This window comes from Bradyrhizobium sp. WU425 (assembly GCF_021052305.1).
In the GTDB taxonomy this organism is placed as follows: Bacteria; Pseudomonadota; Alphaproteobacteria; order Rhizobiales; family Xanthobacteraceae; genus Bradyrhizobium; species Bradyrhizobium canariense_D.
This window is the reverse complement of sequence record NZ_CP088089.1, coordinates 7,114,919-7,138,687: the sequence shown is the minus strand read 5'-3', so window position 1 is coordinate 7,138,687 and position 23,769 is coordinate 7,114,919. Positions and strand designations below refer to the sequence as shown.

The 23,769-nt window shown below is 61.2% G+C and carries 14 protein-coding genes and 5 pseudogenes; 10 read left to right on the top strand and 9 right to left on the bottom strand.

The window, feature by feature from the left end; translation table 11 throughout:
* Positions 1-2: 2 nt before the first annotated feature.
* From BcanWU425_RS34075 to BcanWU425_RS34065, 3 genes are all read right to left on the bottom strand, one after another.
* Entirely contained in the window at positions 3-467 is a 465-nt protein-coding gene (locus BcanWU425_RS34075) for a (2Fe-2S)-binding protein (RefSeq protein ID WP_018454596.1), read from the bottom strand.
* Positions 468-915: 448 nt separating this feature from the next.
* The gene (locus BcanWU425_RS34070) at positions 916-2,820 is read right to left on the bottom strand and encodes a sensor histidine kinase (RefSeq protein ID WP_231189490.1); all 1,905 of its coding nucleotides are present in this window, start codon (positions 2,818-2,820) and stop codon (positions 916-918) included.
* A 366-nt stretch (positions 2,821-3,186) separates the two neighbouring features.
* A complete protein-coding gene (locus tag BcanWU425_RS34065) occupies positions 3,187-3,522 on the bottom strand; it encodes a hypothetical protein (protein ID WP_083926372.1) in 336 nt (111 codons plus the stop codon).
* A gap of 175 nt (positions 3,523-3,697) precedes the next feature.
* Between BcanWU425_RS34065 and BcanWU425_RS34060 the strand changes: the two genes are divergently transcribed.
* Positions 3,698-3,961 carry a hypothetical protein gene (locus BcanWU425_RS34060; RefSeq protein ID WP_083926371.1) on the top strand — a complete coding sequence of 88 codons (264 nt, stop codon included), beginning with the start codon at positions 3,698-3,700 and terminating at the stop codon, positions 3,959-3,961.
* Positions 3,927-4,316: a hypothetical protein gene (locus BcanWU425_RS34055; RefSeq protein WP_231191003.1), complete on the top strand. Its 390-nt coding sequence runs from the start codon at positions 3,927-3,929 to the stop codon at positions 4,314-4,316. The genes BcanWU425_RS34060 and BcanWU425_RS34055 overlap by 35 nt, the downstream gene beginning before the upstream one ends.
* A 734-nt stretch (positions 4,317-5,050) precedes the next feature.
* On the opposite strand, the gene BcanWU425_RS34050 is transcribed toward BcanWU425_RS34055, so the two are convergent.
* Both BcanWU425_RS34050 and BcanWU425_RS34045 read right to left on the bottom strand, forming a co-directional pair.
* Entirely contained in the window at positions 5,051-6,475 is a 1,425-nt protein-coding gene (locus BcanWU425_RS34050) for a methyl-accepting chemotaxis protein (RefSeq protein WP_204513315.1), read from the bottom strand.
* Between the two features lie 109 nt (positions 6,476-6,584).
* Positions 6,585-8,333 (bottom strand): methyl-accepting chemotaxis protein, encoded by a 1,749-nt coding sequence (locus BcanWU425_RS34045; RefSeq protein ID WP_204513316.1) that lies wholly within the window; start codon positions 8,331-8,333, stop codon positions 6,585-6,587.
* Positions 8,334-8,538: 205 nt separating this feature from the next.
* Here BcanWU425_RS34045 and BcanWU425_RS34040 point away from each other — a divergent pair, with 205 nt between their 5' ends.
* The 6 genes and pseudogenes from BcanWU425_RS34040 to BcanWU425_RS34015 all read left to right on the top strand — a co-directional run.
* Entirely contained in the window at positions 8,539-9,285 is a 747-nt protein-coding gene (locus BcanWU425_RS34040) for a YebC/PmpR family DNA-binding transcriptional regulator (protein WP_085361596.1), read from the top strand.
* 71 nt (positions 9,286-9,356) lie between these two features.
* On the top strand, positions 9,357-9,884 hold the full coding sequence (gene ruvC, locus BcanWU425_RS34035) for a crossover junction endodeoxyribonuclease RuvC (RefSeq protein WP_018454591.1): 528 nt from the start codon (positions 9,357-9,359) through the stop codon (positions 9,882-9,884).
* On the top strand, positions 9,881-10,498 hold the full coding sequence (ruvA, locus tag BcanWU425_RS34030; protein WP_018454590.1) for a Holliday junction branch migration protein RuvA: 618 nt from the start codon (positions 9,881-9,883) through the stop codon (positions 10,496-10,498). Before ruvC ends, ruvA begins: the two co-directional genes overlap by 4 nt.
* Positions 10,499-10,518: 20 nt before the next feature.
* Positions 10,519-11,553, top strand: coding sequence for a Holliday junction branch migration DNA helicase RuvB (ruvB, locus tag BcanWU425_RS34025; protein ID WP_018454589.1), 1,035 nt, complete (start codon positions 10,519-10,521; stop codon positions 11,551-11,553).
* Between the two features lie 128 nt (positions 11,554-11,681).
* Positions 11,682-12,599 carry a metallophosphoesterase gene (locus BcanWU425_RS34020; RefSeq protein WP_204513317.1) on the top strand — a complete coding sequence of 306 codons (918 nt, stop codon included), beginning with the start codon at positions 11,682-11,684 and terminating at the stop codon, positions 12,597-12,599.
* 69 nt (positions 12,600-12,668) lie between these two features.
* Positions 12,669-12,749 (top strand): annotated as a pseudogene (locus tag BcanWU425_RS34015) (acyl-CoA thioester hydrolase); the annotation flags it as partial.
* Here BcanWU425_RS34015 and BcanWU425_RS34010 read toward each other — a convergent pair.
* A complete protein-coding gene (locus BcanWU425_RS34010; RefSeq protein ID WP_085385089.1) occupies positions 12,731-14,434 on the bottom strand; it encodes a recombinase family protein in 1,704 nt (567 codons plus the stop codon). The pseudogene BcanWU425_RS34015 and the gene BcanWU425_RS34010 overlap by 19 nt on opposite strands.
* 841 nt (positions 14,435-15,275) lie before the next feature.
* Positions 15,276-15,436, bottom strand: a pseudogene (locus BcanWU425_RS34005) (IS256 family transposase); the annotation flags it as partial.
* A 1,406-nt stretch (positions 15,437-16,842) separates the two neighbouring features.
* Here BcanWU425_RS34005 and BcanWU425_RS33995 point away from each other — a divergent pair.
* Positions 16,843-19,947: an efflux RND transporter permease subunit gene (locus tag BcanWU425_RS33995; protein WP_007605558.1), complete on the top strand. Its 3,105-nt coding sequence runs from the start codon at positions 16,843-16,845 to the stop codon at positions 19,945-19,947.
* A gap of 1,374 nt (positions 19,948-21,321) precedes the next feature.
* Here BcanWU425_RS33995 and queD read toward each other — a convergent pair.
* Positions 21,322-21,683: pseudogene (gene queD, locus BcanWU425_RS33990) on the bottom strand (6-carboxytetrahydropterin synthase QueD).
* Positions 21,684-22,437: 754 nt separating this feature from the next.
* Here queD and BcanWU425_RS33985 point away from each other — a divergent pair.
* A pseudogene (locus BcanWU425_RS33985) lies at positions 22,438-23,379 on the top strand (MATE family efflux transporter); the annotation flags it as partial.
* 38 nt (positions 23,380-23,417) lie between these two features.
* Here the strand turns inward: BcanWU425_RS33985 and BcanWU425_RS33980 are convergent.
* Positions 23,418-23,730: pseudogene (locus BcanWU425_RS33980) on the bottom strand (transposase); the annotation flags it as partial.
* Positions 23,731-23,769: the final 39 nt, after the last annotated feature.

Below are 23,769 nucleotides of genomic sequence, written 5' to 3'. Positions count from 1 at the left end.
CCTCACGACTGACGGCCGGAGGCGGCTTGCTTGATGGCCTCGCGGATGCGCACATAGGTGCCGCAGCGGCAGATGTTGCCGGCCATCGCGGCGTCGATGTCGGAATCGTCAGGGCTGGGCGTTGCCGCCAGCAGTGCCGCCGCCGACATGATCTGGCCGGACTGGCAGTAGCCGCACTGGATCACTTCGGCATCGAGCCAGGCCTTCTGCACCTTTGCGCCCGCTGGCGTGCTGCCGACATGCTCGATCGTGGTGATGGCGCGGTTCGCGACCGCGCTGACCGGCAAGACGCAGGAGCGGACTGCCTTGCCGTCGACGTGCACGGTGCAGGCGCCACACTGCGCAATGCCGCAGCCGAACTTGGTGCCGGTCATCCCAAGGACGTCGCGCAGCACCCACAGCAGCGGCATGTCAGGTGGCGCGTCGAACGATTTCGTTTCGCCGTTGATGGTGAGAACAGTTGCCATATGCATCCCCTTGCTCGCTCGATCGCTTGCGGCGATCTAGTCAGCGAATTTGCGCGCACAATAATCATATCGATGCGAAACGATGAAGCGTCGACATGTCCGGCAATGCATTTTTGCGCAGTGAGCGCGTCAGGCCATGACGTTCACGAATTTGTGCGGCGATCACTGCAGTAATTTTGGGCTAATTGATATGATAATCGTCATTTTCTGACGCATTTTGCTCACAAGCGTCATTGATGGCTACAGATGATCGTGCGAATGCGCAAAATCATGCGATGACGAAACTCGTGCGATTATGGAAGTCGATCGACGGCGCGGACTTCTGACGCCATCAATTGCAGCGACTCATTGTTGTGCCCTCTCCCCTTGTGGGAGAGGGCAGCGACGCTGGTAGACGCAGGCTCATTCGGGTGAGGGGTCCGTCTCCGCGTACGGGCGCCGTTTTGGATCAAGCGACAAAGGGAAGCCTGATCGTGAACGAGGCACCGCCATGCTCCCGATTGCTCGCTGATATGAACCCGTTGTGTGCTTCGATAATGGTGCGCGCAATGGACAAGCCCATGCCCATGCCTTCCGCTTTACTGCTGTAAAACGGCTCGAAAACCTGTTTCAATTTGTCTTCTGGAATGCCGGGTCCGCGATCTGACACGGATAGCTCGGCGAATTGATCGACGCGCGCAGTCCGGATGCTGATAGTGCGGCTTTCGTGAGACGTGTCCTTCATAGCCTCGACCCCGTTCAGCACAAGGTTCAAAATGACTTGTTGAAGCTGAATGCGGTCGCCGAGGATCGGTAGCGCATCGGGCGTGATCACGTTGACCATTTCGAATTTTCGGCTGACGGTTAGCGCCAAAAGAAATCTGACCGTCTCTTGCACAACCTCATTGAGGTCCAGTTGCTTCAATTCGAACGGCGCCTTTTTTAGGAGGCTGCGCATCCTGCGAATGACCTCGGTGGCACGCCGGTCATCCTGTAGAATATCGTTCACAATTTCCCTGAGTTCAACGACATCGGAAAGTGCAGCGATATCGGGACGCTGCGATTGCAGGATCGCGGCTGCGGTTTCGGCGTTCGTCAGAATAGACCCAAGCGGCTGGTTGATCTCGTGAGCAATCGAGGCGGTCAGTTCGCCAGCGGTCGCGAAGCGATTAACGTGGGCGAGTTCAGTCATGCGCTGTCGCGACTGTACTTCGGCGAATTGACGACGGCGATGCTCACGTAGCAGGATAGCAATAAGCCCGGCTTGTATGAGAAAAACCGCGACGACGGATGCGATCAGCCATAAATACCGTTCCCACACCGATGGCTCGCGGAAGTAGACCGTGCTGCCGGGCGGCAGGTGGCTGTCGCTGATCCCGAACCGCTGCATTTGCCGCCAATCGAACCTTGGCAGCTCGAATTGGCTGGGTGCGACCTTTACGTCGCCAGCTTTTTCACCGTTTAGAATACGGATTGCCGCCGCGGCTGCGATAGTCATGCCCTTCTCAGTCGAATGCATGGAGCCGCCGACAATCGAGCCATCAAAAAATCCGTCAAGATAAGAAAATATGGGAGCATTGGCGGCAGCCGAGAGCCTGTGCAATGCGGCAGCGCCCTCATGTGTAACACCCGCCGCATCAACGCTCATCAGATGCCAGAAGATGGCGCTGTGAGGTGGAAGATGTGCCGCGTCTTTCAGGATATCTTCAAATGACAGCTTGTTATACCATCGTAGTTCAACCCGCCCGCTGAACGGTGCGAGTTCTCGCTCCAATACCCCTTGCCAAAATGTTTCATTGGGCGAAGCCCCATTCACGACGGCGATCACTTTCGTGTCGGGCAACACCTTCAGAATAGTTTCGATGGCGGCAGGAAAATTATGAGCCGCAGCGGCCACGGTGTCATACTCGGTCAGCTTGTCGTATTGGACCCGTCGCGCCTCGACGGAAGTAAACATCATTGGTGTCTTGGGGAAAAGCTGAGCGCGATACCGCTGCACAAACTCGGCAGCTGGCGCACCGAGGGCGACAATGAGGTCGGGAGGTTTGGCCCCGTACAATGCTTGGAGGTAACCGATAAAGGGTGCGAGCGCCTTGTCGTCGTCCACACGGGCGCTTAGCAGCGAGTGGTCCTGAAAGTCGATTGGGACTTTCGATTGCTTGATCATTTGAGGGCGAAGAAACTCAGCGAAATCGGTCCACGGTTTGAAGCGGAGGCCGAATGATTGCAGCATCAAAACGCGCTTGGGCTCAGGATCAGCCGCCCCACCCGGCCCCAGTGTTGCCAGCAACAATGCGACGACCAGCGGGGCGGCGAAGGTCCGCCTGCAAAAGGATCGCCAGGATAGTGAGAACAGGCAAAACCGCATTGCCATCCTAGTCCCCTCGGTCCCGGAGCCTAATGGCACGGCCGAATGTTTAATAGGCCGAAAAACGGCTGTCGGCGGCTTGGCCGGGGAGAGCGATCGGGACTGGACCCAGCGGCAGCGGACCGCAACGATTCCGGGGACAATGAATTCCAGCCGAAATCTTGGTTTTACTGCACGCGCTAACGGTGGCTGAAAGTTGAAGCTCGGGGTTCGCCCGAGCTTCAACAGGAGCAAGCCATGCGAAGCCCGAAGCCGTTCACCGTCTATCAGCCGGTCCCGGCTAAAGCCCGAAGCCGCTCTTCACCGTTCACGCCTATTCGCTCGATCAGGCGCGGACTTGAGCGCGAGACGATGGAAGTCGCGGTCGACGGGTTAATAGGCGCAAATATAGTTTCCGTAAGCATCGTAGCAACTGCGGCGGTACGCAGCAGTGCCAACGGCAGCCGCGCCTACCGCTGCCGCTCCTACACCGTAGCCCCGATAGCCGTAGCCGCGATAGCCGCCCCGATAGCCGTAGCCACGGTAGCCTGCGCCGCGCACCGCAACAGCGCCGCCGCCTCGCGGTCCTCGAACTGCGACCGCACCGCCGCGATAACCGCCGCCACCCCGATAGGCACCTCCGCCGCGCCGAGCCTCGGCATCATCGGGGATCAAGCAGGCGGTGAGCAAAACGAAAGCGGCAAGAGAAGCAAGAATGAAGCGGAGCATGACAGAAACCCTTCCATGAATTCCTTAAGCCCCGCTCGCGAGATTGCGGCTCTCTCCGCGCAGGAGCTTGATGTAGATCAATCGAACCCGCGCACTGCGGCGACTACGCTGTGTTCTGCCGCACCTGAGAAGGCGATGAGCCTCAGTTGCGCAAGTTCCAAGAGAGAGGTCCGCCATGCATCCGAGCAAGCATCTTTCGATCAGGTCAGCGACTGTTGCCGGGATTGCTGCCAGCGCCCTGTTGGGCCTTGCAGGTCTCACGCTCAATCCAGGCCCAGCCAATGCGGTCGTGTATTGCCAATACACTGCCTACCCAGCGGGTTGCGTTGCTCGGGCAGGCGTCGTGCTCAGGCCCCGCCCGGTGGCGCGCGCCGCAGTCCGTCATAACGCCGGCGGCAATGCGAATGGTGGCGTCAATCGTGTCGGAGCCAGGCGGTAAAGGCCGGTTTCGCAAGCCAGGAAGAAGCCGCCATCGCTTCGTCCCGGTGGCGGCTTTGCTTTGTCTGGCGGGGATAGGCCACGGTACCGACGGGGCGGCTTTAGGCATGAAACACACTTGGTACGTCACTTTTGAAGTGCCGCTGGATGGCACACTGTCAAGACGGCGACATCCGCGGCTAACCAACACGTTTGAAAGCGAAGCAGCAGCCAAGGATTTTGCGCGAACCAAATTCAACGACGGACTGATCGTCAGTGCAGGGACTGTCATCCCTCACTTTCCGAGAGTGTCGATCCCATCGGCCGAAATCCCAACGTGGCTCGAAGCACCGAACCAAGTTGATCCAGATCAATAACTAGGCCACCGACGCTGGTGACATGCTCTAAGGGGCAGCAACCGGGAGCCTGACCATGAATGAACGTTCGGAGCCGAAACAGGTCTGTCGTCGCAACGCACTAACCTTCCTTGGATACGCAGGGGTGTTTGGGCTTGTGGTTTCGTCCTCAATTTTGGCGGCCTCAGAGGCTGTTGCTCAAACCACTGCGCCAGCCGCCGCGCCTACCACGCCGCCAGCGGACGCGCCGAAGTCAGGCACAGAACGCCGCCAGGAGCGGCGCAGCGGGCGAACAGAGCGCCGCCAGGAACGCCGCACGGGACGCACAGAGCGGCGCCAAGAGAGGCGTACGGGACGCGACGAGCGACGGGACGCTCGCGACGGCACCCCGGCCGCCACGACGACCACCGAGCAAAAGAAGTAGTCCGTTCATTGCCAAGCACAGCTACCGGGCCGCCCAAGCGTAGGCCCGGAAGGCCGTACAGCGCGCGGCCAGCGCCGTCTACGGAAAGCGGGGCGGGGCTATCGAAATCGGCTTCTCTCGCGAGGGGAGAAGAGGAGGGGATTTCGGAATAATAGCAGTATACGCCTGTTTTGCCCGACGGCGCAAGCGCTTCAGAGGCGCCTGGATCGACGGATTCATCTGGCGCTTAAGCCGTTGATTCTACTCGCCCCGGCTACTGTGCATGGGGTTGTTTTCGAGGTTTTTGATTCAGGGAGGCCATGCGCCCGCCGCAAGCGCGTCGCGAGGACCCTCAGCTCTGCCGAAAGCCCATCCGGAAGGCGCCCCAGTGCTTGCCGCGGATCATGATCGGCGAGGATAAATCCTTCATCAGCACGAACTGCCCGCCGCCCATGTCGCGGCGATAGGTCTGCAGCAGGAACGGCTTGGTGTTGGCCGCGACCTTCTGCACCGCGCGATCGGTGAACAGGCGGCGGTTGCGGCAATTGGCGTTATTCCAGACCGGGTCCTTGCCCTGCGGCAGGCGGTAGTTCGGGTTGTGCGTCGGCAGATAGCCGCCCTTGGCCCAGGCGACGCAGAACACGATGCGGGGATCGGATTTCTGGATCGGGTCCTGGATCGCGGGCAGCACGCGGTCTGTGAAGTCGACATAGTTGGTGTTGTACTGCTTGGGATCGGTGCCGGGGATTTCCCGATAGTTCTCGTCCATGAACTGGTCGAGCGTGATCTCGCCGCGGCCGATGGCGGCTTCGAACTCGTCCGAGATCCGCTTTGCGGTCTCGACGACAATTCGGATCAGCGGCGCATCCGATGTCTCGACGCCGCTGTCGGCGATCAGCGCGATCAGCCCTTCCGACGTGTCGAGCAGTTTGGTCACGCGCTGATCGGCGTTCTTGAGATCGCGTGAGGAGAGATCGACGCCCTTGGCGAGTTCGTTGAGCTCGCTGATGACGGTGTCGCAGTGTCCGAGGTTGGAGGTTGCCGCGCGCGTGACGCTGCCGATCTCCGCTTCCACCGAGGCGAAGCCCTGCTGAACCCGCGAGATGATGCCGGAGATCCGCTGGGCGCCTTCGCCGGCCGTCTTCGCGCGCTGCGAGGCATCGCTGCTCTCGCCGATCAGACCTTCGATCTGGCCGTCGAGATCGCGCACGGTGTCGGAGATCTGGTGCGTGGCCTGGCGGGTGGCTTCCGCGAGGTTCTTGACCTCGCTTGCCACCACCGCGAAGCCGCGGCCGGCATTGCCGGCGCGTGCCGCCTCGATGGTGGCATTGAGCGCGAGCAGATTGGTCTGCTTCGCGATCGCCTCGATCGAGCCGGACACTTTTGCCACTTGTGCCAGCGCGGAGCCGACGGCGCTCAAGCGCGCCTCGATCCGCTCCACCGCTGCAACGAGCTCGGAGATGTGGCTCACCGCGGCATCGACTGCGCCGCGCGACTGCGCGATCTCGCCGACCGCCGCTGACGTGGTCGTTTGCACCGCCTGTGACGCATTGGCGATGTCGTGATTGGCCGACACCATCGTTTCGGCAGTTTCCTGGAGGTGGTGGAAACGTTCCGACTGGTTCGCGACGCGGCTTGCGACTTCCTGGACGTTGCCGGCGATGTCAGCCAGTTCCACGCCGAGGCCGCCGATGCGGTCGGCGAGCTGATCGATCAGCCGTTCGGAAAGTGTTCGGTTGGAGCCGGTGTCCAGTACTGCAAGTTGTACGACGGACATGTCTTGAGAGTCCTCCAGTCAGAGCCATTCGCCGGCTCTCCGCGGCATTCCCATTCCAATATCGATCTTAGGAGGTGATTCGCGCTTTGGCGTCTTGCCTGAGCGCGCACTAGAGCTTGTAGGCCGTCCTGAATCCGCCCCAGTGCCGGCCTTGCACGCGGATCGGAACGTCGATCTCGCGCATCATCACCGTATTTCCGTTGCCCATGTCGCGTGCATAGCTCTGCACCAGATACGAGCGCAGGTTGCGAGCGGCAGCCAACCCCGCCGGATCGTTGAACATCCGCCGGTTGCGGCTGTTGGCCGTGTTCCAGGCGGCATCACCCGGCCGCTGCGGATGCGAATAGATCCTGTTGTGCACCGGCAGGAAGCCGTTGCGATCGACCATGGCGCAGAATGCCATGCGCGGGTCCTTCGCCAGAAAGGCTTCCTGGAACGCCGGCAGCGCGCGGTCGGCCCAGTCCAGATATCTGGTGCGGTACTGCTGCGGATTGGTTCCGGCGATTTCGGCATAATCGGTGTCGAAGAGGTCGTCGATCTTCACCTCGCCGCGGGCAACCGCCTGCTCGAAGATCGCGGTCAGCGCGTTACCCGCCTCCATGGCGCGGGTGACAAACTCCGTGTTCTCCTCGTGGATCGACCACAGCCTGTCCTCGATCTTCTCGCGGAGCTCGTCATTGGGACTAACGAATTGCGCGCGGGCACCGGCCTTGGATTGCTCGACCACGCGCAGGCGGCAGGCGCCGACGCCTTCGAGGGTGCCTTCGACCATGGCTTGCGATGCAAGGCGGCCCGCGTCCGCGCCGCCGATCAGCACGCCGTCCATCGCTATCTCGTAGACCGGCAGCACGCCGCGGGCGGTTTTTAGCTTGAGATGGCAGGGCAGCCGCTCGGTCTTGCGGCGGTCATCGTGCTCGCTCTGGCGCAGCAGCACGGCGCAGCGCGATTTCAGTTTCTGTGCGAAGGCGGTCACGGCCTTGCCTGCGCTGGCGACGCTCTCGCCGTGGCTCTCGGCCGCCTTGGTCGCAGCATCGATCTCGGCTGCGCTTTCGCCGACCGAGATGATGAACTGCGACGCGCTGGTCGCGTTGCCGGAGACTTCGCTGGTGGTGGCGTTCTGTTCGGCGACCGCGCCGTTGACGGTCTCGAACACCGGGCGGATGGCCTCAATCGCCTGCGAGATGCGGTGCACCGCATCCGCGGAGCCGGCGGCGTCGCGCTGCAGCGCGTCGATCTTCTTGGTGATTTCCTCCGTCGCGCCCTGGGTCTGCACCGCGAGTGCCTTGACCTCGGTGGCGACGACCGCAAAGCCTCTTCCCGCGGCGCCCGCGCGCGCGGCCTCGATGGTCGAGTTGAGCGCGAGCAGCGTCGTCTGCCGCGCGATCTGTGCGATCAGATTGACCACGTTGCCGATGGCGGCCGAGGATTCGCGCAAGCGATCGACATTGGCGCGGGTTTCCTGTGCCGCGGCGCTGGCCTCGTCGGCGAGCTTGCCGGCCTCGCGAACCTGCGCCCCGATGCCCAGCGCCGACTGGGTGAATTTGTCGGCGGCATGGGCGAAGGTGGAGGCATTCGATTGCGCGGCGTTGGTCCGGCCGGTCAGGGCGTCGGTGCGGTCGCGGATGGCGGCAAGTGTCGTGGCGGTCGCCTCGGCGCCGCCGGCCACCGAATTGGCGGCGCGCTCGAGCTGGCGAATCATGGCGCCCAGTTCGAGTTCCAGCAGTTCCAGGATTTCCTTGGCCGAATCGCTTTCGACGGCCGCGGCAGGCTCGGAATGGGCCGCCGGCTGCGCAGCCTGCGGGGCAGCCGCAGGTGCAGCCATGTCCGGCAGACGCTTCCGAAATAGTCCGAATGCCATCAGGTCTCTCTTGTCGCGGGACGGTCGGAGGCTATTTTCGCAGGCTGGAATGAAATCAGGGTTAACGATGCCTGACATCTAGGCACGGGCCCGTACGGTGTTACCTTAAAGTCGTAGAGCCTCTTTCTTTCCAAGGGGGTGGCGGCCTATAAGGCCGCGCTTCCCACGCTCACCTTGGCGCACGAGTCCCTAGAGAAGATCACGCATGGCCGGACATTCCCAATTCAAGAACATCATGCACCGCAAGGGGCGGCAGGATGCCCAGAAGTCGAAACTGTTCGGCAAGCTGGCACGGGAAATCACCGTCGCGGCCAAGCTGGGGACGCCCGACCCCAACATGAACCCGCGCCTGCGTGCCGCCATCACCGCGGCGCGCCAGGAGAACATGCCGAAGGACAATATCGAGCGCGCCGTCAAGAAGGCGCTCGGCAGCGACAGCGAGAATTATGACGAGATCCGCTACGAGGGTTACGGCCCAGGCGGCGTTGCCGTCATCGTCGAGGCGCTGACCGACAATCGCAACCGCGCGGCTTCCGACATCCGCTCCTTCTTCACCAAGTCCGGCGGCAATCTCGGTGAAACCGGCTCGGTCTCCTTCATGTTCGACCGAACCGGCATCGTCGAATACGACCGCAGCATCGCCTCCGACGATGCGGTGCTGGATGCCGCGATCGAGGCCGGCGCCGACGACGTGATCTCGAGCGAAGGCGGCCACGAGATCTACGCCTCGACCGAAGGCTATCGCGACGTCGCCAAGGCGCTGGAGGCCAAGTTCGGCGAGCCGCGCAAGGCCGCGCTGATCTGGAAGCCGCAGAACACGGTCGCAGTCGACGACGAGACGGGCGAGAAGCTGCTCAAGCTGATGGACCTGCTCAACGAGCACGACGACGTCCAGCACGTCTACGCCAATTTCGAGGTGTCGGACGCGCTGCTGGCGAAGATGGGCGGGTAGGGGGGCACTTCCCCTGTTACTTCCGTTCTGTTTCTGTTTCCCCCACGGCGGCCAGCCGCTATCACTGGCTCATGACGACGCTCCCGATTCGTGGCCCCGTTCGCATCATCGGCATCGACCCTGGCCTGCGCCGCACCGGCTGGGGCGTGATCGAGGCCGAGGGCAACCGCCTGATCTACGTCGCCTGCGGCTCGGTGGAGCCGCCGGACGATTTGCCGCTGGCGAGCCGGCTGCTCGCGATCCATGAGGGGCTGGCCGCCGTCCTGTCCAGTCACAAGCCGATGGAAGCCGCGGTCGAGCAGACTTTCGTCAATAAGGACGGCGTCGCGACGCTGAAGCTCGGCCAGGCCCGCGGCGTCGCCATGCTCGCGCCTGCGATGTTCGGCATCAGTGTTGCCGAATACGCGCCGAACCAGGTGAAGAAGACGGTGGTCGGCGCCGGCCACGCCGACAAGCAGCAGATCGCGATGATGCTCAAGATTTTGCTGCCGAAGGCCGATCCGCCGTCCGCGGACGCCGCCGACGCGCTCGCCATCGCCATCACCCATGCCCATCATCGCCAGAGCACCGCGCTGCGGCTGAAGGTGGCAGGCTTATGATCGGCAAGCTCAAGGGCCTGATCGATTCCTACGGCGAGGATTTCGTCATCCTCGACGTCGGCGGGGTCGGTTATCAGGTGCATTGCTCGACGCGCACGCTGCAGCATCTGCCCTCGCCGGGCGAGGCCGCCGTGCTGTCGATCGAGACCTATGTTCGCGAGGATCAGATCAAGCTGTTCGGCTTCCGCAGCGACCAGGAGCGCGAATGGTTTCGCCTGCTTCAGACCGTGCAGGGCGTCGGCGCCAAGGTCGCGCTCGCTGTGCTCGGCACGCTTGGGCCGTCCGACCTCGCCAACGCGATCGCGTTGCGCGACAAGGCTGCAGTGGCGCGCACGCCGGGTGTCGGCCCCAAAGTCGCAGAGCGCATCGTCACCGAGTTGAAGGACAAGGCGCCGGCCTTTGCCAATGTCGATCCGGCGGTCGTGCACCTCGCCGGCGCCGTCGACGACCAGCGCGCGCCACGGCCCGTGGCGGACGCGATCTCCGCGCTGGTCAATCTCGGCTACGGCCAGCCGCAAGCTGCCGCGGCCATTGCATCTGCATCGCGCAGCGCGGGTGAGAATGCGGAGACCGCGCAGCTCATTCGCCTTGGCCTGAAGGAGCTCGCGAAGTGAGCGATCCTAAGGCCAACCGCATGGTCACGCCCGAGCGCCGCAGCGACGATGTCGGCGACACTGCGCTGCGTCCGCAATCGCTGTCCGACTTCGTCGGCCAGCAGCAGGCGCGCAAGAATCTGTCCATCTTCATCGAGGCGGCGCGCAAGCGCGGCGAGGCGCTGGATCACGTGCTGTTCGTCGGTCCCCCCGGCCTCGGCAAGACCACGCTGGCGCAGATCGTGGCCAAGGAACTCGGCGTCGGCTTTCGCGCGACATCAGGCCCGGTGATCGCCAAGGCCGGCGATCTCGCCGCGCTGCTCACCAATCTCGAAGAGCGCGATGTGCTGTTCATCGACGAGATCCATCGCCTGAGCCCGGCGGTGGAAGAAGTGCTCTATCCCGCGATGGAGGATTTCCAGCTCGACCTCATCATCGGCGAGGGTCCGGCGGCGCGCTCGGTGAAGATCGAGCTGTCGAAATTCACCCTCGTCGGCGCCACTACCCGCGCCGGCCTGCTCACCAATCCCTTGCGCGACCGCTTCGGCATTCCGGTCCGGTTGAATTTCTACACCATCGAGGAGCTGGAAAGCATTGTCACCCGTGGTGCCCGCGTGCTCAACGTCGGCATGAGCGCGGATGGCGCCAACGAGATCGCGCGACGCGCGCGTGGCACGCCGCGTATCGCCGGCCGGCTGCTGCGCCGCGTGCGCGATTTTGCTTCGGCGGCCGATGCCGACAGGATCGATCGCAAGATTGCCGACCACGCGCTGAGCGCGCTCGAGGTCGATGCCGCCGGCCTCGACGCGATGGACCGCCGTTACCTCACGACCATCGCGCAGAACTATGGCGGCGGCCCGGTCGGCGTCGAGACGATGGCCGCCGCTCTGTCGGAGCCGCGCGATGCGATCGAAGACATCATCGAGCCCTATCTGATCCAGTGCGGCTATCTGCAGCGCACTCCGCGCGGCCGCCTGCTCACCTCGCACGCCTTTCGCCATCTCGGCATCAGCGAGCCATCGCGCGATGCGGCGGCACAGTTCGGCCTGTTCGGCACCGACGAGAGCGACGACTGATCTGCGCAAGTACGGACGGTCGGGCCGTCATGAATTTCCGGTGATTTCGTGCAGAGGGTCTGCACAAAAGCACCCCATTTCCGCTTCAATAGGGTCGCATCAACAAGCTGCATCACGATCAGGCTGCCATGATCACGCGCCGTCACCTCATCCGTTCCATCGGCGGACTGTCCGCCCTCGGCGCATCGACCGCGGCCTATGGCGTCGGCGTCGAGCCGGTGCTGCGGCTTCGCGTCACCCGCTATCATCCAACCCCGCGGCAATGGCCGGCGGATTTCCCGCTGAAGATCGCCGTGATCGCCGACATCCATGCCTGCGATCCCTGGATGTCGCTGGAGCGGATCGAAGCCATCGTCGATCGCACCAATGCGCTGAATGCGGATATCATCGTGCTGCTCGGCGACTATGTTGCCGGTCTGCACCAGGTCACGCGCATCATTCCGGCGAGCGAATGGGCCAAGGTGCTGGCCGGCCTGAAAGCGCCGCTCGGCGTCCATGCCGTCATGGGCAACCATGACTATTGGGCGGACAGGATCGTCCAGCAGGCTGGACACGGGCCGACGGTCGCGCATCGCGCGCTGGAGACGGCCGGCATTCCCGTCTACGAGAACGACGTCGTGCGGCTCGCCAAGGATGGCCGTGCATTCTGGCTCGCCGGCCTTGGCGATCAACTCGCCTTTCTGCCGGCGCGACGCTTCCGGAGCACGGGACGCTTCGGCGCCGACGATCTCGACGCGACGCTTGCCAAGGTCACCGACGACGCGCCGATCATCCTGCTCGCGCATGAGCCCAATATCGCGCCGCGCGTGCCCGCCCGCATCGCGCTGCAACTGTCCGGCCACACTCATGGCGGCCAGGTCCGCCTGCTCGGTTGGTCGCCGGCGGTTCCGCCACAGCACGGCCTCCGGCTCGCCTATGGCCATGTCCGGATCAAATGCGACGTCATCATCTCCGGCGGCCTCGGTTGCAGCATCATGCCGCTCCGCGTCGGCGTGCCGCCGGAGATCGTCGAGGTGACGCTGGGGCGTGGGCCGGCGGTGGTCTAGCCGCGCTTGCGCAGCCGGCCGTTTTTGCGCAAAACGGGCTGGTTACCGAAAAGCGAAGAGGCTCGCGACGTGACAGCTCATCTCGACGGCGAGATCCGCGACGGCCGCCACCATATGCAGGTCCGCGTCTATTACGAGGACACGGATTTCCCTGACTTGCCATTGTCGTAGTATGCAAACGTGCTGATCTCTCGCTCCTTGCTGCGGTTTTCGCGAAAAAGGTTCCTTCCGTAAAGCGCGGAGCTGTTCAGGTAGGGCGTATATTCGTAGGGCATCCGCTTGCGAACCGGATGCACTACTATGCATTCAATCAAGTTGCGGAAGGCAATGCGAGTTTCGATCGCCTTCGGATTGGTTTTGAGCGCGGTGATAAGCCTTCTAACCTCCGAGGAGTATCGGTCACTGAATTTCGGGCGATCGAAGCCAACTATATTTTCGCCGCCACCGCCCAGCAGCCGCAAGCGCTCTTCAACGCTTTCCCGCTCCAGGTCGCACTCATCGATCCGCTTGAGCAATTCGTCCGGCTTGCGGCGGCTATTTGCGATGGCATAAGAGAGGCGTTCGATCTCGGTAGTCAATACGCGGCGTCGACGCTCTAGCTTATTGTGTTCGCTGCCATTGTTCCGATCGTTTTTGCGCTCCTCCTTCCAAGTACGCATCGCCTCTTCAATGGCTTTCGGCGAAAGCAATTTCACCTGGATTTTTTCGGAGGCATCCTCGAGCAGAACGTCCATATCAAAGCTACGGGTGTGCTCGCAGGTGCCCCGCTGATGCGCGCTCGCGCATGCCGCGCGCGGCGCACCGTTACGCGAGGATTGAGCGATTCGCATATGGCCATTGCAGACGCCACACCGGAGCACACCGGCAAGCGGGTGCTCATTGTTGCGCGGACTCACGGCGCGACGCCGCGGCTGGCCAGTCGGTCCGAACATAGATACCGCGCGCACCCTACGAACCTTCTGCGCCAGATCCCAGAGCCCTTGCGGAACGATCCGCAGCTCTGGCTTTTTGACGATAATGTGGCGTTCTGCTGGATTGCGGCGCTTCTGTTTCTTCTGCGTCTCTGGGTTAAGAATTGTCGAGCGAACGTTCCAATGTATCTCGCCGATGTATAGTTCGTTGCCGATAATGCCGCGACCATGCCGACCGCCTGTGATGCACTGATGGTTCCAGGTGGTGCGACCCGCCTTGTTCTTGTGACGAGTTGCCCCTGGTGAGGGCACGCCTTCGCGGGTGAGGTCAGCGGCGATAGTTCGGGTCGAGCGGCCCGCTGCATATTCTTTGAAGATGCGGAGCACAATCTTTGCTTCGTTCTCATCGATTACGCGCTCGCCGGGCGCGCCCGGCCTCGGCCGATAACCATAGGCGTATGAGCCCGGAATTCTTCCGTTCGCAACAGCGTTGTCATGGCCGCGCCGAACCTTTTCGGCGAGCTGCGGCTTGTAAATCGTGTTGTACAGACTTGCGATGCTAATGTCAGTGGCGGTCGCGTAGACTCCTTTCTGATCCATCAACTCAACGCCGTTGAACTCGAAAACCTGCTTGAGACGCTGGATGGTTGCGGGATCGCGCGACAAGCGGTCGAAATGCTCAACGACGACTACGTCAAACTGCTGGCTTCGCACACCGTTGAGCAAGCGCTGATAGCCGTCCCGCGCACCTTCGGTAAGACCAGATTTTGCGGCATCCACAAACTCGCCGACGACATCGAGGTTGTTGCGCAATGCGACCTTGCGGCAGAGTAACAGCTGACCGTCAATCGAGCTCGCCTTTTGCATGTCGCTCGAATAGCGCGCGTATATTACGGCCGTTTTCTTCGATGACGGTGTCGTCATGCCGGTCCTCTATCGGCTGCCCCGAGCCATGATTTTCATCCCGTGCGATCTGACGTCCGATGGCGCGCGCCAACTCAAACCAGATTTCCTCATTGTCCGGATTATCCCAGCTCTGAGGATGGGAGGGGGCAAGCGGTCGAATGGTCGCTCGTTGTCTTCGGAAAGATCGGATGCGGGTAGGCATTTGCAAACTCGCGAGCGGAAGCTAGCGTAAATTTCCGCGCTGCGCTACGGCCAAGCCGCAGCGATTACTCGCAACGCGTCCCTCATGCTGGCTTCGGCAGCGTCGAATGAAAATGAAATTCGTCAAGTGCCGCAGCGTGCGTGAGGGCATTCCTGGCGATGAGGCGCGTAGTCCAGAGCAGAAATGCTAAGCAAAGCAGAGTAAAAATACTTGCGGGTGGCGGCGGCGTAAGTTTGTTATCGGGTGCGGGTGCGGGTGCGGGTGCGGGTGCGGGTGCGGGTGCGGGTGCGGGTGCGGGTGCGGGTGCGGGTGCGGGTGCGGGTGCGGGTGGGTGCGGGTGCGGGTGCGGGTGCGGGTGCCCGGTGCGTAGGAGCCGTCCTCGGTTCCCCACAGATTGTAGTGGCTGCCGCAGAGCCCCGGCGAACTGTAACGTTCAGCCCAGACGCGGTGGTCCGAGCCCAAGGAGCCTTCGATGATTGGGTCTTTTCTTATTCCGCTTGTTCGATCGCTCTTGCGTCGAGGCTCCAAGAGCTAGCAATCGCGTCTTCGTGAGCTCCGCAGTAAGGCGCGAAAAGCACTGTCAGAAATACTCGTGTTCCTCAGCATGCTGTAACTGGCGCTCGGGCAACCGGTTCGCCGGCAAGAGGGCCGGGCCGCTCAGCTGGCGGCCGGAAGGCTGACGCTCGAATCATCGCTCAAAGGCGCGATGGTTTTCAGCGTCATGTAACGGGCGCGCTGGACGGCCCATTGTCGTTCTGTTCGAGCAGGACCGCTCCAATGAGGCGAACCATGGCCTTCTCCTTGGGGAACATGCCGACATATGTCCAAACCGGTTCACAGCCCTGCTGCACCACATCGAGAAAGACGCTCTGCTTCGGGCGTTTCGACGACAAAAGCCCGCAGGCCGGCGCGGAGGTCGATGGGATAAGGGAGGCAAAGTACGAAGAGGGGCTCACGGACCAATCCGCGATCTCTGCGCACGGGTCCACACTGTCCCTACCGGCTACAGCCGGTGCGGCGCGTCTACATCCCCAAGCCGACGGGGTAGGCGGCCTCTCGGTGTGCCGGCCGCTAGAGGACAAGATCGTCCAAAGCGCGGTGGCCGAGGTGTTGAGCGCCGCCTATGAGGTCGAATTCCTCGGGTTCTCCTACGGCTTCCGGCCGGGGCGGAATCCTCAGATGGAGCTTGATGCCCTGCATCCGGCTATCATGACATATCCAGTGTCTTCGATTCGGTCGACCACGAGTGGCTGCTGCGGATGGTGGCGCACAGGATTGCCGATCCTCGTATCCTGCAGCTCATCGAGCTGCGGCTGCGAGCTGGCGTTCTTGAGAGCGGCGAGAAGCAAGACACACACCGCAAAGGGCAGGATCAGTGCGCTCCTTTCCAACATCTTCCTGCATTACCTCCTCGATCGCTGGGTCGACCACTGGAGCGGTCGCCATGCACGCGGTCGCGTTGTGACCGTGCGCTTTGCGCACGACTTCGTCATCGGCTTCGAGAGCAAGGCAGATGCCCAGGAAATGCTCTTGGCCCTCAAGGCGCGACTGGCCGGCGCTCCATGCGGACAAAACCCGGTTGATCGAGTTTGGCGCGGTTCGCGGCCCTCCCGCGTCAGCCGCGCAGCGAGCGGTGGCCGAGACCTTCGCCTTCCTGGGGTTCACTTACTTTGCGGGCGGACCCGAGATGGCCGGTTCATCGTGAAGCACAAGACCGAAGGAAAACGCCTGTGCTCTCGGACAACATCACAAGTCTCGCGCGGCTCATGCGGGCGCCGCTCGTCGACAAACGTTGGTATAGGTTATGCAACCCGTTCTATATCCCCCGCTTACCTCTGTAGAGTTGAGCTGCCCGTCGGCTTGTCTGTAGTTTCAGCGTCGAAGCTGGATCGTCCGAAGGGTGGGGCGGCGCGAAATCCTAAGCTGAGTTGATAAGTGTTGGAGGTCCATCAGCACATTGTGTGCTTCCTCCAGAAGCAAGACCCAGTGATCTTGGACATCGGCTGCTACGACGGAGCTGACTCTTTACATTGTCTGCGGCTTTGCCCAGAGGCTCAGCTCTACTGGTTCGAGCCGGACCCCCCGGGGCGGTTGCTAGCTTAAGAGAAACATGGGGCTCTACCCTGAGAAGGTGCCCCCTAGCCACAGTCGCCGCGTTGATGACTGTTGCTGTAGCCTGGCTTACTGGCGAATTTCCGTCAGTCTATTGAATGCGAGCATCGCGATGGCATTTACCGAGCTCTTCATCAAACGTCCGATATTGTCTATCGTCGTCAGTCTCCTGATCCTGCTGACCGGCATTGGTGCGGCCACCGTTTTGCCAATCCGGCAGTATCCTAAGCTGACCAACACGGTCGTCAATATCACAACCTCTTATCCTGGCGCCTCCGCCGACATGATCCAGGGGTTCATCACCACGCCCCTTGAGCAAGCGCTCGCTTCGGCCGAAGGCGTTGATTACATTACGTCCTCCTCGGTGCTCGGTGCCTCGACGATCCAGGTCTATATCAAGCTCAATTTCGAGCCCAACGAGGCGCTCACTGAAGTGCTCTCCAAGGTCAACTCGGTCAAATATTTAATCCCTAAGGAATCGAACGATCCGGTCGTCACCAAATCTGCCGGTCAGACTACAGCTGTCATGTATATCGCCTTCTCCAGCGAAGAACTGACGGCCAGCGCGATCTCCGACTATCTCTCGCGCGTGGTGCAACCGATTATGTCAACTGTAGACGGCGTCGCAGCGGCAGACATCCTCGGCGGCCAGAGTTTTGCGATGCGGTTATGGCTCGATCCCGCGAGAATGGCGGGCCACGGCGTGTCGCCAGCTGATGTTTCGGCTGCAATCGCGGCCAACAACTTCCAGGCTGCGGCCGGCCAGACTAAGGGCTATTTCACTCTCTCCGACGTCACGGTCAACACTGATCTGCGGAGTGTTGATGACTTCAAGCGCATGATCGTCAAAGCCAACGACGGCGGCTTTGTGCGCATGGAGGACATCGCGACAGTCGAGCTTGCGGCGCAGAGCACAAACGCCAGCGTCGCGATGAACGGCGAACACGCGATCTTCGTCGCCGTGCAGGCGAGCCCAGAAGGTAATCCACTGAACATAGCGCGAGGCGTTCGGGCACTGCTTCCAGAAATGAAGCGCAGCCTGCCGCCATCGCTGAAGATGGAAGTGGCCTACGACTCCACCAAGTTCATCCAATCATCGGTAGACGAGGTGGAGAAGACGCTCCTTGAGGCGGTCGCGATCGTGGTGTTGGTGATCTTCCTGTTCCTGGCCTCCCTGCGGTCTGTCATCATTCCGGTCGTCACCATTCCGCTGTCCATTATTGGCGTCTGCGGTATGATGCTGGCGCTGGGGTTCTCATTCAATCTGCTGACCCTCCTTGCGATGGTGCTTGCGATCGGTCTTGTGGTTGATGACGCAATTGTCGTGGTGGAGAACGTTCATCGCCATATGGAAGAAGGTGCGTCGCCCGCGCAGGCCGCTACGAACGGCGCGGGCGAGATCGTCGGCCCCGTCCTCTCCATGACGATTACGTTGGCCGCCGTGTACGCGCCCATCGGCTTTCTCGGCGGCCTCACCGGCGCGCTGTTCCGCGAATTCGCGTTTACACTGGCGGGTTCGGTGATCGTGTCGGGCGTGATCGCGTTGACGCTGTCGCCCATGATGTGCGCGGTCTTCCTGAAGAGCGCTGAAGAGGGGCGGTTTGCAAAGTTTGTGAATCGTGTGTTCAGCGCTATGACGCGCTGGTACGGCCGCAAGCTCGACCGCTCGCTCGACTATCGCCCGATTACCGGGCTGTTTGCGCTGACCATGCTGGGCCTCGTCGCCTTTCTGTATATGCACACTTCCAAGGAACTCGCACCCGAGGAGGATCAGGGCATCGTATTCGCACTGACAAAAGCGCCGAAATACGCCAATATTGATTACCTGGATTATTACGGCGCCAAGCTCGACAAGGCACTCCAGAAGTTTCCCGAGACGGATTTTCGCTTCGTGCTCAACGGCATCAGCGGTCCGCAGGGCGGCATGGCCGGGATGTTGCTTAAGCCCTGGGCCGAGCGCAAGCGCTCATCGATCGCGCTGAAATCGCTGGTCCAGGCCGAGCTGTCCAAACTGGAAGGCATCAACGCATTTGCCTTTAGCTTGCCGCCGCTTCCGGGCGGTTCCGGCGGCTTACCAGTGCAGATGGTGATCAAGTCGACGCTCGGTTTCCAGTACATCTACGAGCAGATGTCGGAGCTGAAGGATGCCGCGCGCAAGAGCGGTCTGTTCATGGTCAGCGACTCTGACCTTGAGTTCAACCAGCCGGGGGTGCGAATCAAGGTCGATCGATCCAAGGCGAGCGACCTTGGCATCACCATGCAGAACGTCGGTAGCGCGCTCGCGACCCTCCTTGGCGGAAACTACGTCAATCGCTTCAACCTGCAGGGCCGCTCCTACGAAGTGATCCCGCAGGTGCCGCGCGAGAAACGCCTGACGCCGGAATCACTTGGGAGCTATTATGTCAAGACAGCGGCGGGCTCGATGCTGCCGCTATCGACCGTGGTCTCCATCGAGACTGCGACCAATCCGAACGCACTCACCCACTACAACCAGCTCAACTCCGCGACCTTCCAAGCCGTACCGATGCCCGGAGTCACGATCGGTCAGGCTGTGGACTTCCTCGACGTCGAGGCAATGAAACTGCCCGCAGAGTTCAGCCACGACTTCCTCGGGGACGCCCGTCAATATGTGCAGGAGGGTAACAAACTAGTCATCACCTTTGCGTTTGCACTCATCGTCATTTTCTTGGTGCTCGCGGCGCAGTTCGAAAGTCTGCGCGATCCCCTCATCATCATGTTCAGCGTTCCCATGGCAATCGCCGGCGCCTTAATCCCGCTATTCTTTGGCTTGGCGACGATGAACATCTACACCCAAATCGGACTGTTGACATTGGCTGGGCTGATATCCAAGCACGGTATTCTGATGGTCCAGTTCGCCAATCAGCTGCAGCTCAAGGAGAGACTCGATTCCCGCTCGGCCATCGAGATGGCGGCGCGCGTCCGCCTCCGCCCAATCTTGATGACCACCGCGGCGATGGTCACGGGCCTCTTACCTTTGTTGACCGCAACGGGTGCTGGCGCCGCGAGCCGCTTCTCGATCGGGCTCGTGGTCGTCGCGGGCATGTCCATCGGCACGCTGTTCACGCTTTTCGTGCTGCCGGCGCTCTATGTCGCGATCGCGTCGGATCACCGCGCCGACGCGAGTTCCGATCACGTCCAGAACGCCGCCGAGCTCACCTTCATCGGAGCATCCGATGCCCACCTGGCCAAGCGATGATCCTAACGATCAACTCGGGTTTGCTCGATCGCGCCGCTAGCGTAGCGGCGCTGCTCGCCGACCGCGGTAACTTGATCGCACTGGGTGCCTGCAATTCATGGCGGCGGACAGGAAGGATGATCCGCGGCTGCTGCGCTTCGTCTCGATCTACTGCTTGCCCGAGGTGAAGGACTACATCGCGACCAAATACGGCCGCTTCATTGTGCAGATGTGGTGAGCGACGGATGCCTGGGAGGGTTTCACGGTCCCTTGCGCGTCCGGAGCTTCAAGCCGGTGGTGCGAAGCTTGGGGGGAATCATGTGTTCGGCGAAGAGCGCGTCACGGATCCGTTTCTGCTCCGACAGGCGGATGCTGTTGTTACCTGACCGAGCAGGCCACCGCCACGTGATTTGCCGGACATCACGGCAGCATAACTCGCAAGATTGACGTCGCCCGGGACAGGGACAGAATCCATGTTCCCCGAATGGGTGGTGTACCCATTTTTCAATTGGTTCTTGGTGGAGAATTATTCACTTCCTGACCGCGCTGCAATTGCTGTCTGAAAAGAGACCGCTGATGTGCTGCAGGCTTAGATAGTTGCCAAGAAATTCAGTCCCCGCCAATTTTGGGCGCGAAACGAGCCGGCCAAGACGCGATAGTCCGGCGATTACGCGAGCGCGGCCGCCATTTCGGCTAAGGTTTGGGGATCGGAGGTTCCCGGGATGAACCCCCGGTCGGTGCGGGCCTGACTGCACTCTATCGGATGCGGCGGGGCGAGGCATCGGTTCCTGTGGACAGCTGTTCGCCCGGTTTACGTCCGCAGCTATTGGTTGGGTGGAAATAACCAGTCGGCCAAGGGATGCATCCGTGACCAGTCAGCGCGGACGCTCGAGTCCGGCACCTCGCCAGCGTCAATTGAGGCTTCGCCCGTCGAAGCGTCGAACGGGGGGTATTGACGGCGATGTCTATGGCACGCTCGCGCACATGCGGGCTTGCGCGATCTTGCATCCACCCGTGCTCCTCGCATTGGCGGCTAGCGCCGACCTGCTGCAGCACCAAGTCGCCCAGCCGCAGCGTCCTGGATGGCGGGTCGTCTCGCCGGTACAATCAGCATCGAATTCGCTCCTGAGGACGAATCCCTCAGATCGTTCCGCGGTTAGCACAACGCGGGATTCCGAATCGTTTGGCCGGAAGCCTTTCGAATGCGGTCACGTGATGGGTGTCCTCATAGCCAAACCGGGCGCTCCGGTCGGATCCAAGGGCTCTTCTGTGAGCGCGGAAATCTGGCCGCGGGCGTGGCGGATGAAGAGCCGAATCGCAGATCGAGCAAGTCCGCTTCTGAGCCGAAGAACGACAGGCGCGCCGCATCGACACAGTCCCAAATGAGCGCCGAATTCAGCGATCGGGCCCGTCATATTCCGCCCAACTATCCGTCGTCTCGTACACCCTCACGCTCGAGAGTTGGGCGAGGCGCGGTTTCGCGTGCTCCCAGATCCAGATGGCGATATTTTCCGCCGTCGGATTTCCAGTCCCGGGACGTCGTTCAGGCAATGGTGATCGAGCTTCTTTATAAGAAGGCCAAACGCTTCCTCCAAGTTCAAGAAATCCATTACGAATCCGGTGTGCGGATCGACGGCCCCGTTCAGCACGACCTCGACGCGATAGGAATGACCATGCACCCGATGACAGCGATGTGTCTGCGGGACGTTTGGAAGTCGGTGCGCTGCCTCGAACTTAAATGCTTGGGATATCTTCATGTGATGCCGAGTGTTTGTGGGACTGCACGCTAAGCCGCCATTTCGGCTGAGCCAGACAGTACGCGATAGCCCGCCGCTCGACGGCGTCAGGGTGGTCTTTCGATCGAAGCAGAAATTGTCCAAGCCACGCTCATCGAACCGGTCTGGCAGGCTGCCGGTTGCGGCCATACGAATTTTCAGTTCGTGTCCGCGAGTGACGGCCAGCGCGGCGCGATTTACTGACGCAAATCAAGTCACCACGCTGGCCGGGGCCGGCAGCCTGCCGTTCGTCTCGATCGCGCTGAGGAACCCGATATCGTGTACAGATTGCAGGACATCATCGAACCACCACAGTGGTTCTGAGCACGTTCATTGCTTGTGCCATGCAGATGATGGAGCGTCTACTACAAGATCCGGTAGATGCCAAAACCAACTTGAGGCTCTAGGGTCTGGCCGCGTTTCCCCGCCGATCATCATCCCGAGAAGTGAACGCAACCGGCACGATGCTCAACCAAAGGGCGGAACGGCACAATATGACTAGCAGAACCTGGGGGCGACCCTTGAACACCTCAGTCAGTATTCGCTACAACTGACGGGAGGCGTATGCCCAGGCAAAAATCAGCTTTGAAAACGTCAACCTATCCAGGCGATCACGGCTTGCCAGAGCAGATCCGGAGAGGATTGCGCTGAGTACGCCATCGTCGAATTTGGAAAAGTTCACTTGTCCGTGAATGGACCGAATACAGAATTCGCCCTCGACAGCAAGCGCAATGTGATGCCAAAGAAAAAACAGCACGTCGATCTATCGGACCAGAATCTCTTGAGTCTTATCCTGCGGCTCGCCATTCCGTCTGTTGTTGGATTATCGATCCATGCGCTGCAGCAGGTCGTCAATGCGATCTTTGTTGGCGCCCTAGGCGCGCAGGCGATCGCAGCTGTTAGCATGACCTTGCCGATCGTGGTCCTGCTCGCCGCAGCCGGACAGGGGATCGGTGTTGGAGCAGCGTCGTTCATATCTCGTCATCTGGGCGCTCGTGAGTACCTAGAAGCGAGTCGAGGCGCAAGCACGGCACTCGCGCTGGCCGCTCCGATCGGTATCATAGTCACCCTCACTCTGCTTCCAAATCTGCCAGGGATATTTGCAACGCTCGGAGCAACCCCAACCATCATGCCCGTGGCGCTCGACTACGCGGGAACGGTTTTGTTGGGGTACACCCCGATGCTACTAAATACCGTCAGCGGGTTCATTGTAAGAGCCGAAGGCTATACACGATTTAGCATGTGGGTGATGATGACCGCGTTTATCCTGAACGCTGTGCTTGATCCCGTCTTCATATTTTCACTTGACCTTGGCGTGCGAGGCGCAGCCCTCGCAACGCTGGTGTCTCAGATCTCTGCTGTCGGACTGTATATCGTGTATTTTACGAAGCTTGGCGGGACGGTTCTCGTCAGGATATCTCACATATCATTGCGAGCAGATCGCATCAGACAGCTCGCGTTGGTAGGCGCGCCGGCGACAATGACGAGTATCTTATCTGCTCTTGCCGTTATGCTCTTGTACGGAGCTGCTGCGCCGTTCGGCGACGATTCCATCGCCGCGGTTGGAATAGCTGTGCGCATCTTGATAGTCGGCGCACTGCCTATCACCGGGTTCTGTATTGGCGCTCAAGCTATCCTGGGTTTCGGTTGGGGCGCACGCGACTATGCTCATATATTGAGGGCTGCGAAGTTCATGCTCTTCGTGACGATCGCATTCTCGGTGCTGTATTCTGCTGCCTTGCGGAGCAGATGCTTGAGTTTGGCACGACTTGTTCGATGGGGTTCAGGTCGGGTGAGTATTTTGGCAGGAAGAGGAGCTTTGCTCCGGCGAAGCGGATGAGCTGACGCACGGCTTTGCTTTTGTGGCTGCCGAGATTGTCCGGGACGACGATGTCGCCGGGCCGAAGGGTCGGCAGGAGAACCTTCTCCACATAGATCCGGAAGCTCACGCCATGATTAGTCCCTCGATGAACCATCGCGCATCGATCCGGTCATGGCGCAGGGCCGCCAGAAAGGTAATGGTTTTCCAACCCATCTGGCCCCGAGCAACGCTGCCGGTCTCATCGAC

Excerpts from the sequence above, each read along its gene's own strand:
- BcanWU425_RS34075 (WP_018454596.1), bottom strand. The coding sequence starts at position 467 with ATGGCAACTGTTCTCACCATCAACGGCGAAACGAAATCGTTCGACGCG.
- BcanWU425_RS34070 (WP_231189490.1), bottom strand. The coding sequence starts at position 2,820 with ATGGCAATGCGGTTTTGCCTGTTCTCACTATCCTGGCGATCCTTTTGC.
- BcanWU425_RS34065 (WP_083926372.1), bottom strand. The coding sequence starts at position 3,522 with ATGCTCCGCTTCATTCTTGCTTCTCTTGCCGCTTTCGTTTTGCTCACC.
- BcanWU425_RS34060 (WP_083926371.1), top strand. The coding sequence starts at position 3,698 with ATGCATCCGAGCAAGCATCTTTCGATCAGGTCAGCGACTGTTGCCGGG.
- BcanWU425_RS34055 (WP_231191003.1), top strand. The coding sequence starts at position 3,927 with ATGGTGGCGTCAATCGTGTCGGAGCCAGGCGGTAAAGGCCGGTTTCGC.
- BcanWU425_RS34050 (WP_204513315.1), bottom strand. The coding sequence starts at position 6,475 with ATGTCCGTCGTACAACTTGCAGTACTGGACACCGGCTCCAACCGAACA.
- BcanWU425_RS34045 (WP_204513316.1), bottom strand. The coding sequence starts at position 8,333 with ATGGCATTCGGACTATTTCGGAAGCGTCTGCCGGACATGGCTGCACCT.
- BcanWU425_RS34040 (WP_085361596.1), top strand. The coding sequence starts at position 8,539 with ATGGCCGGACATTCCCAATTCAAGAACATCATGCACCGCAAGGGGCGG.
- ruvC (WP_018454591.1), top strand. The coding sequence starts at position 9,357 with ATGACGACGCTCCCGATTCGTGGCCCCGTTCGCATCATCGGCATCGAC.
- ruvA (WP_018454590.1), top strand. The coding sequence starts at position 9,881 with ATGATCGGCAAGCTCAAGGGCCTGATCGATTCCTACGGCGAGGATTTC.
- ruvB (WP_018454589.1), top strand. The coding sequence starts at position 10,519 with ATGGTCACGCCCGAGCGCCGCAGCGACGATGTCGGCGACACTGCGCTG.
- BcanWU425_RS34020 (WP_204513317.1), top strand. The coding sequence starts at position 11,682 with ATGATCACGCGCCGTCACCTCATCCGTTCCATCGGCGGACTGTCCGCC.
- BcanWU425_RS34010 (WP_085385089.1), bottom strand. The coding sequence starts at position 14,434 with ATGACGACACCGTCATCGAAGAAAACGGCCGTAATATACGCGCGCTAT.
- BcanWU425_RS33995 (WP_007605558.1), top strand. The coding sequence starts at position 16,843 with ATGGCATTTACCGAGCTCTTCATCAAACGTCCGATATTGTCTATCGTC.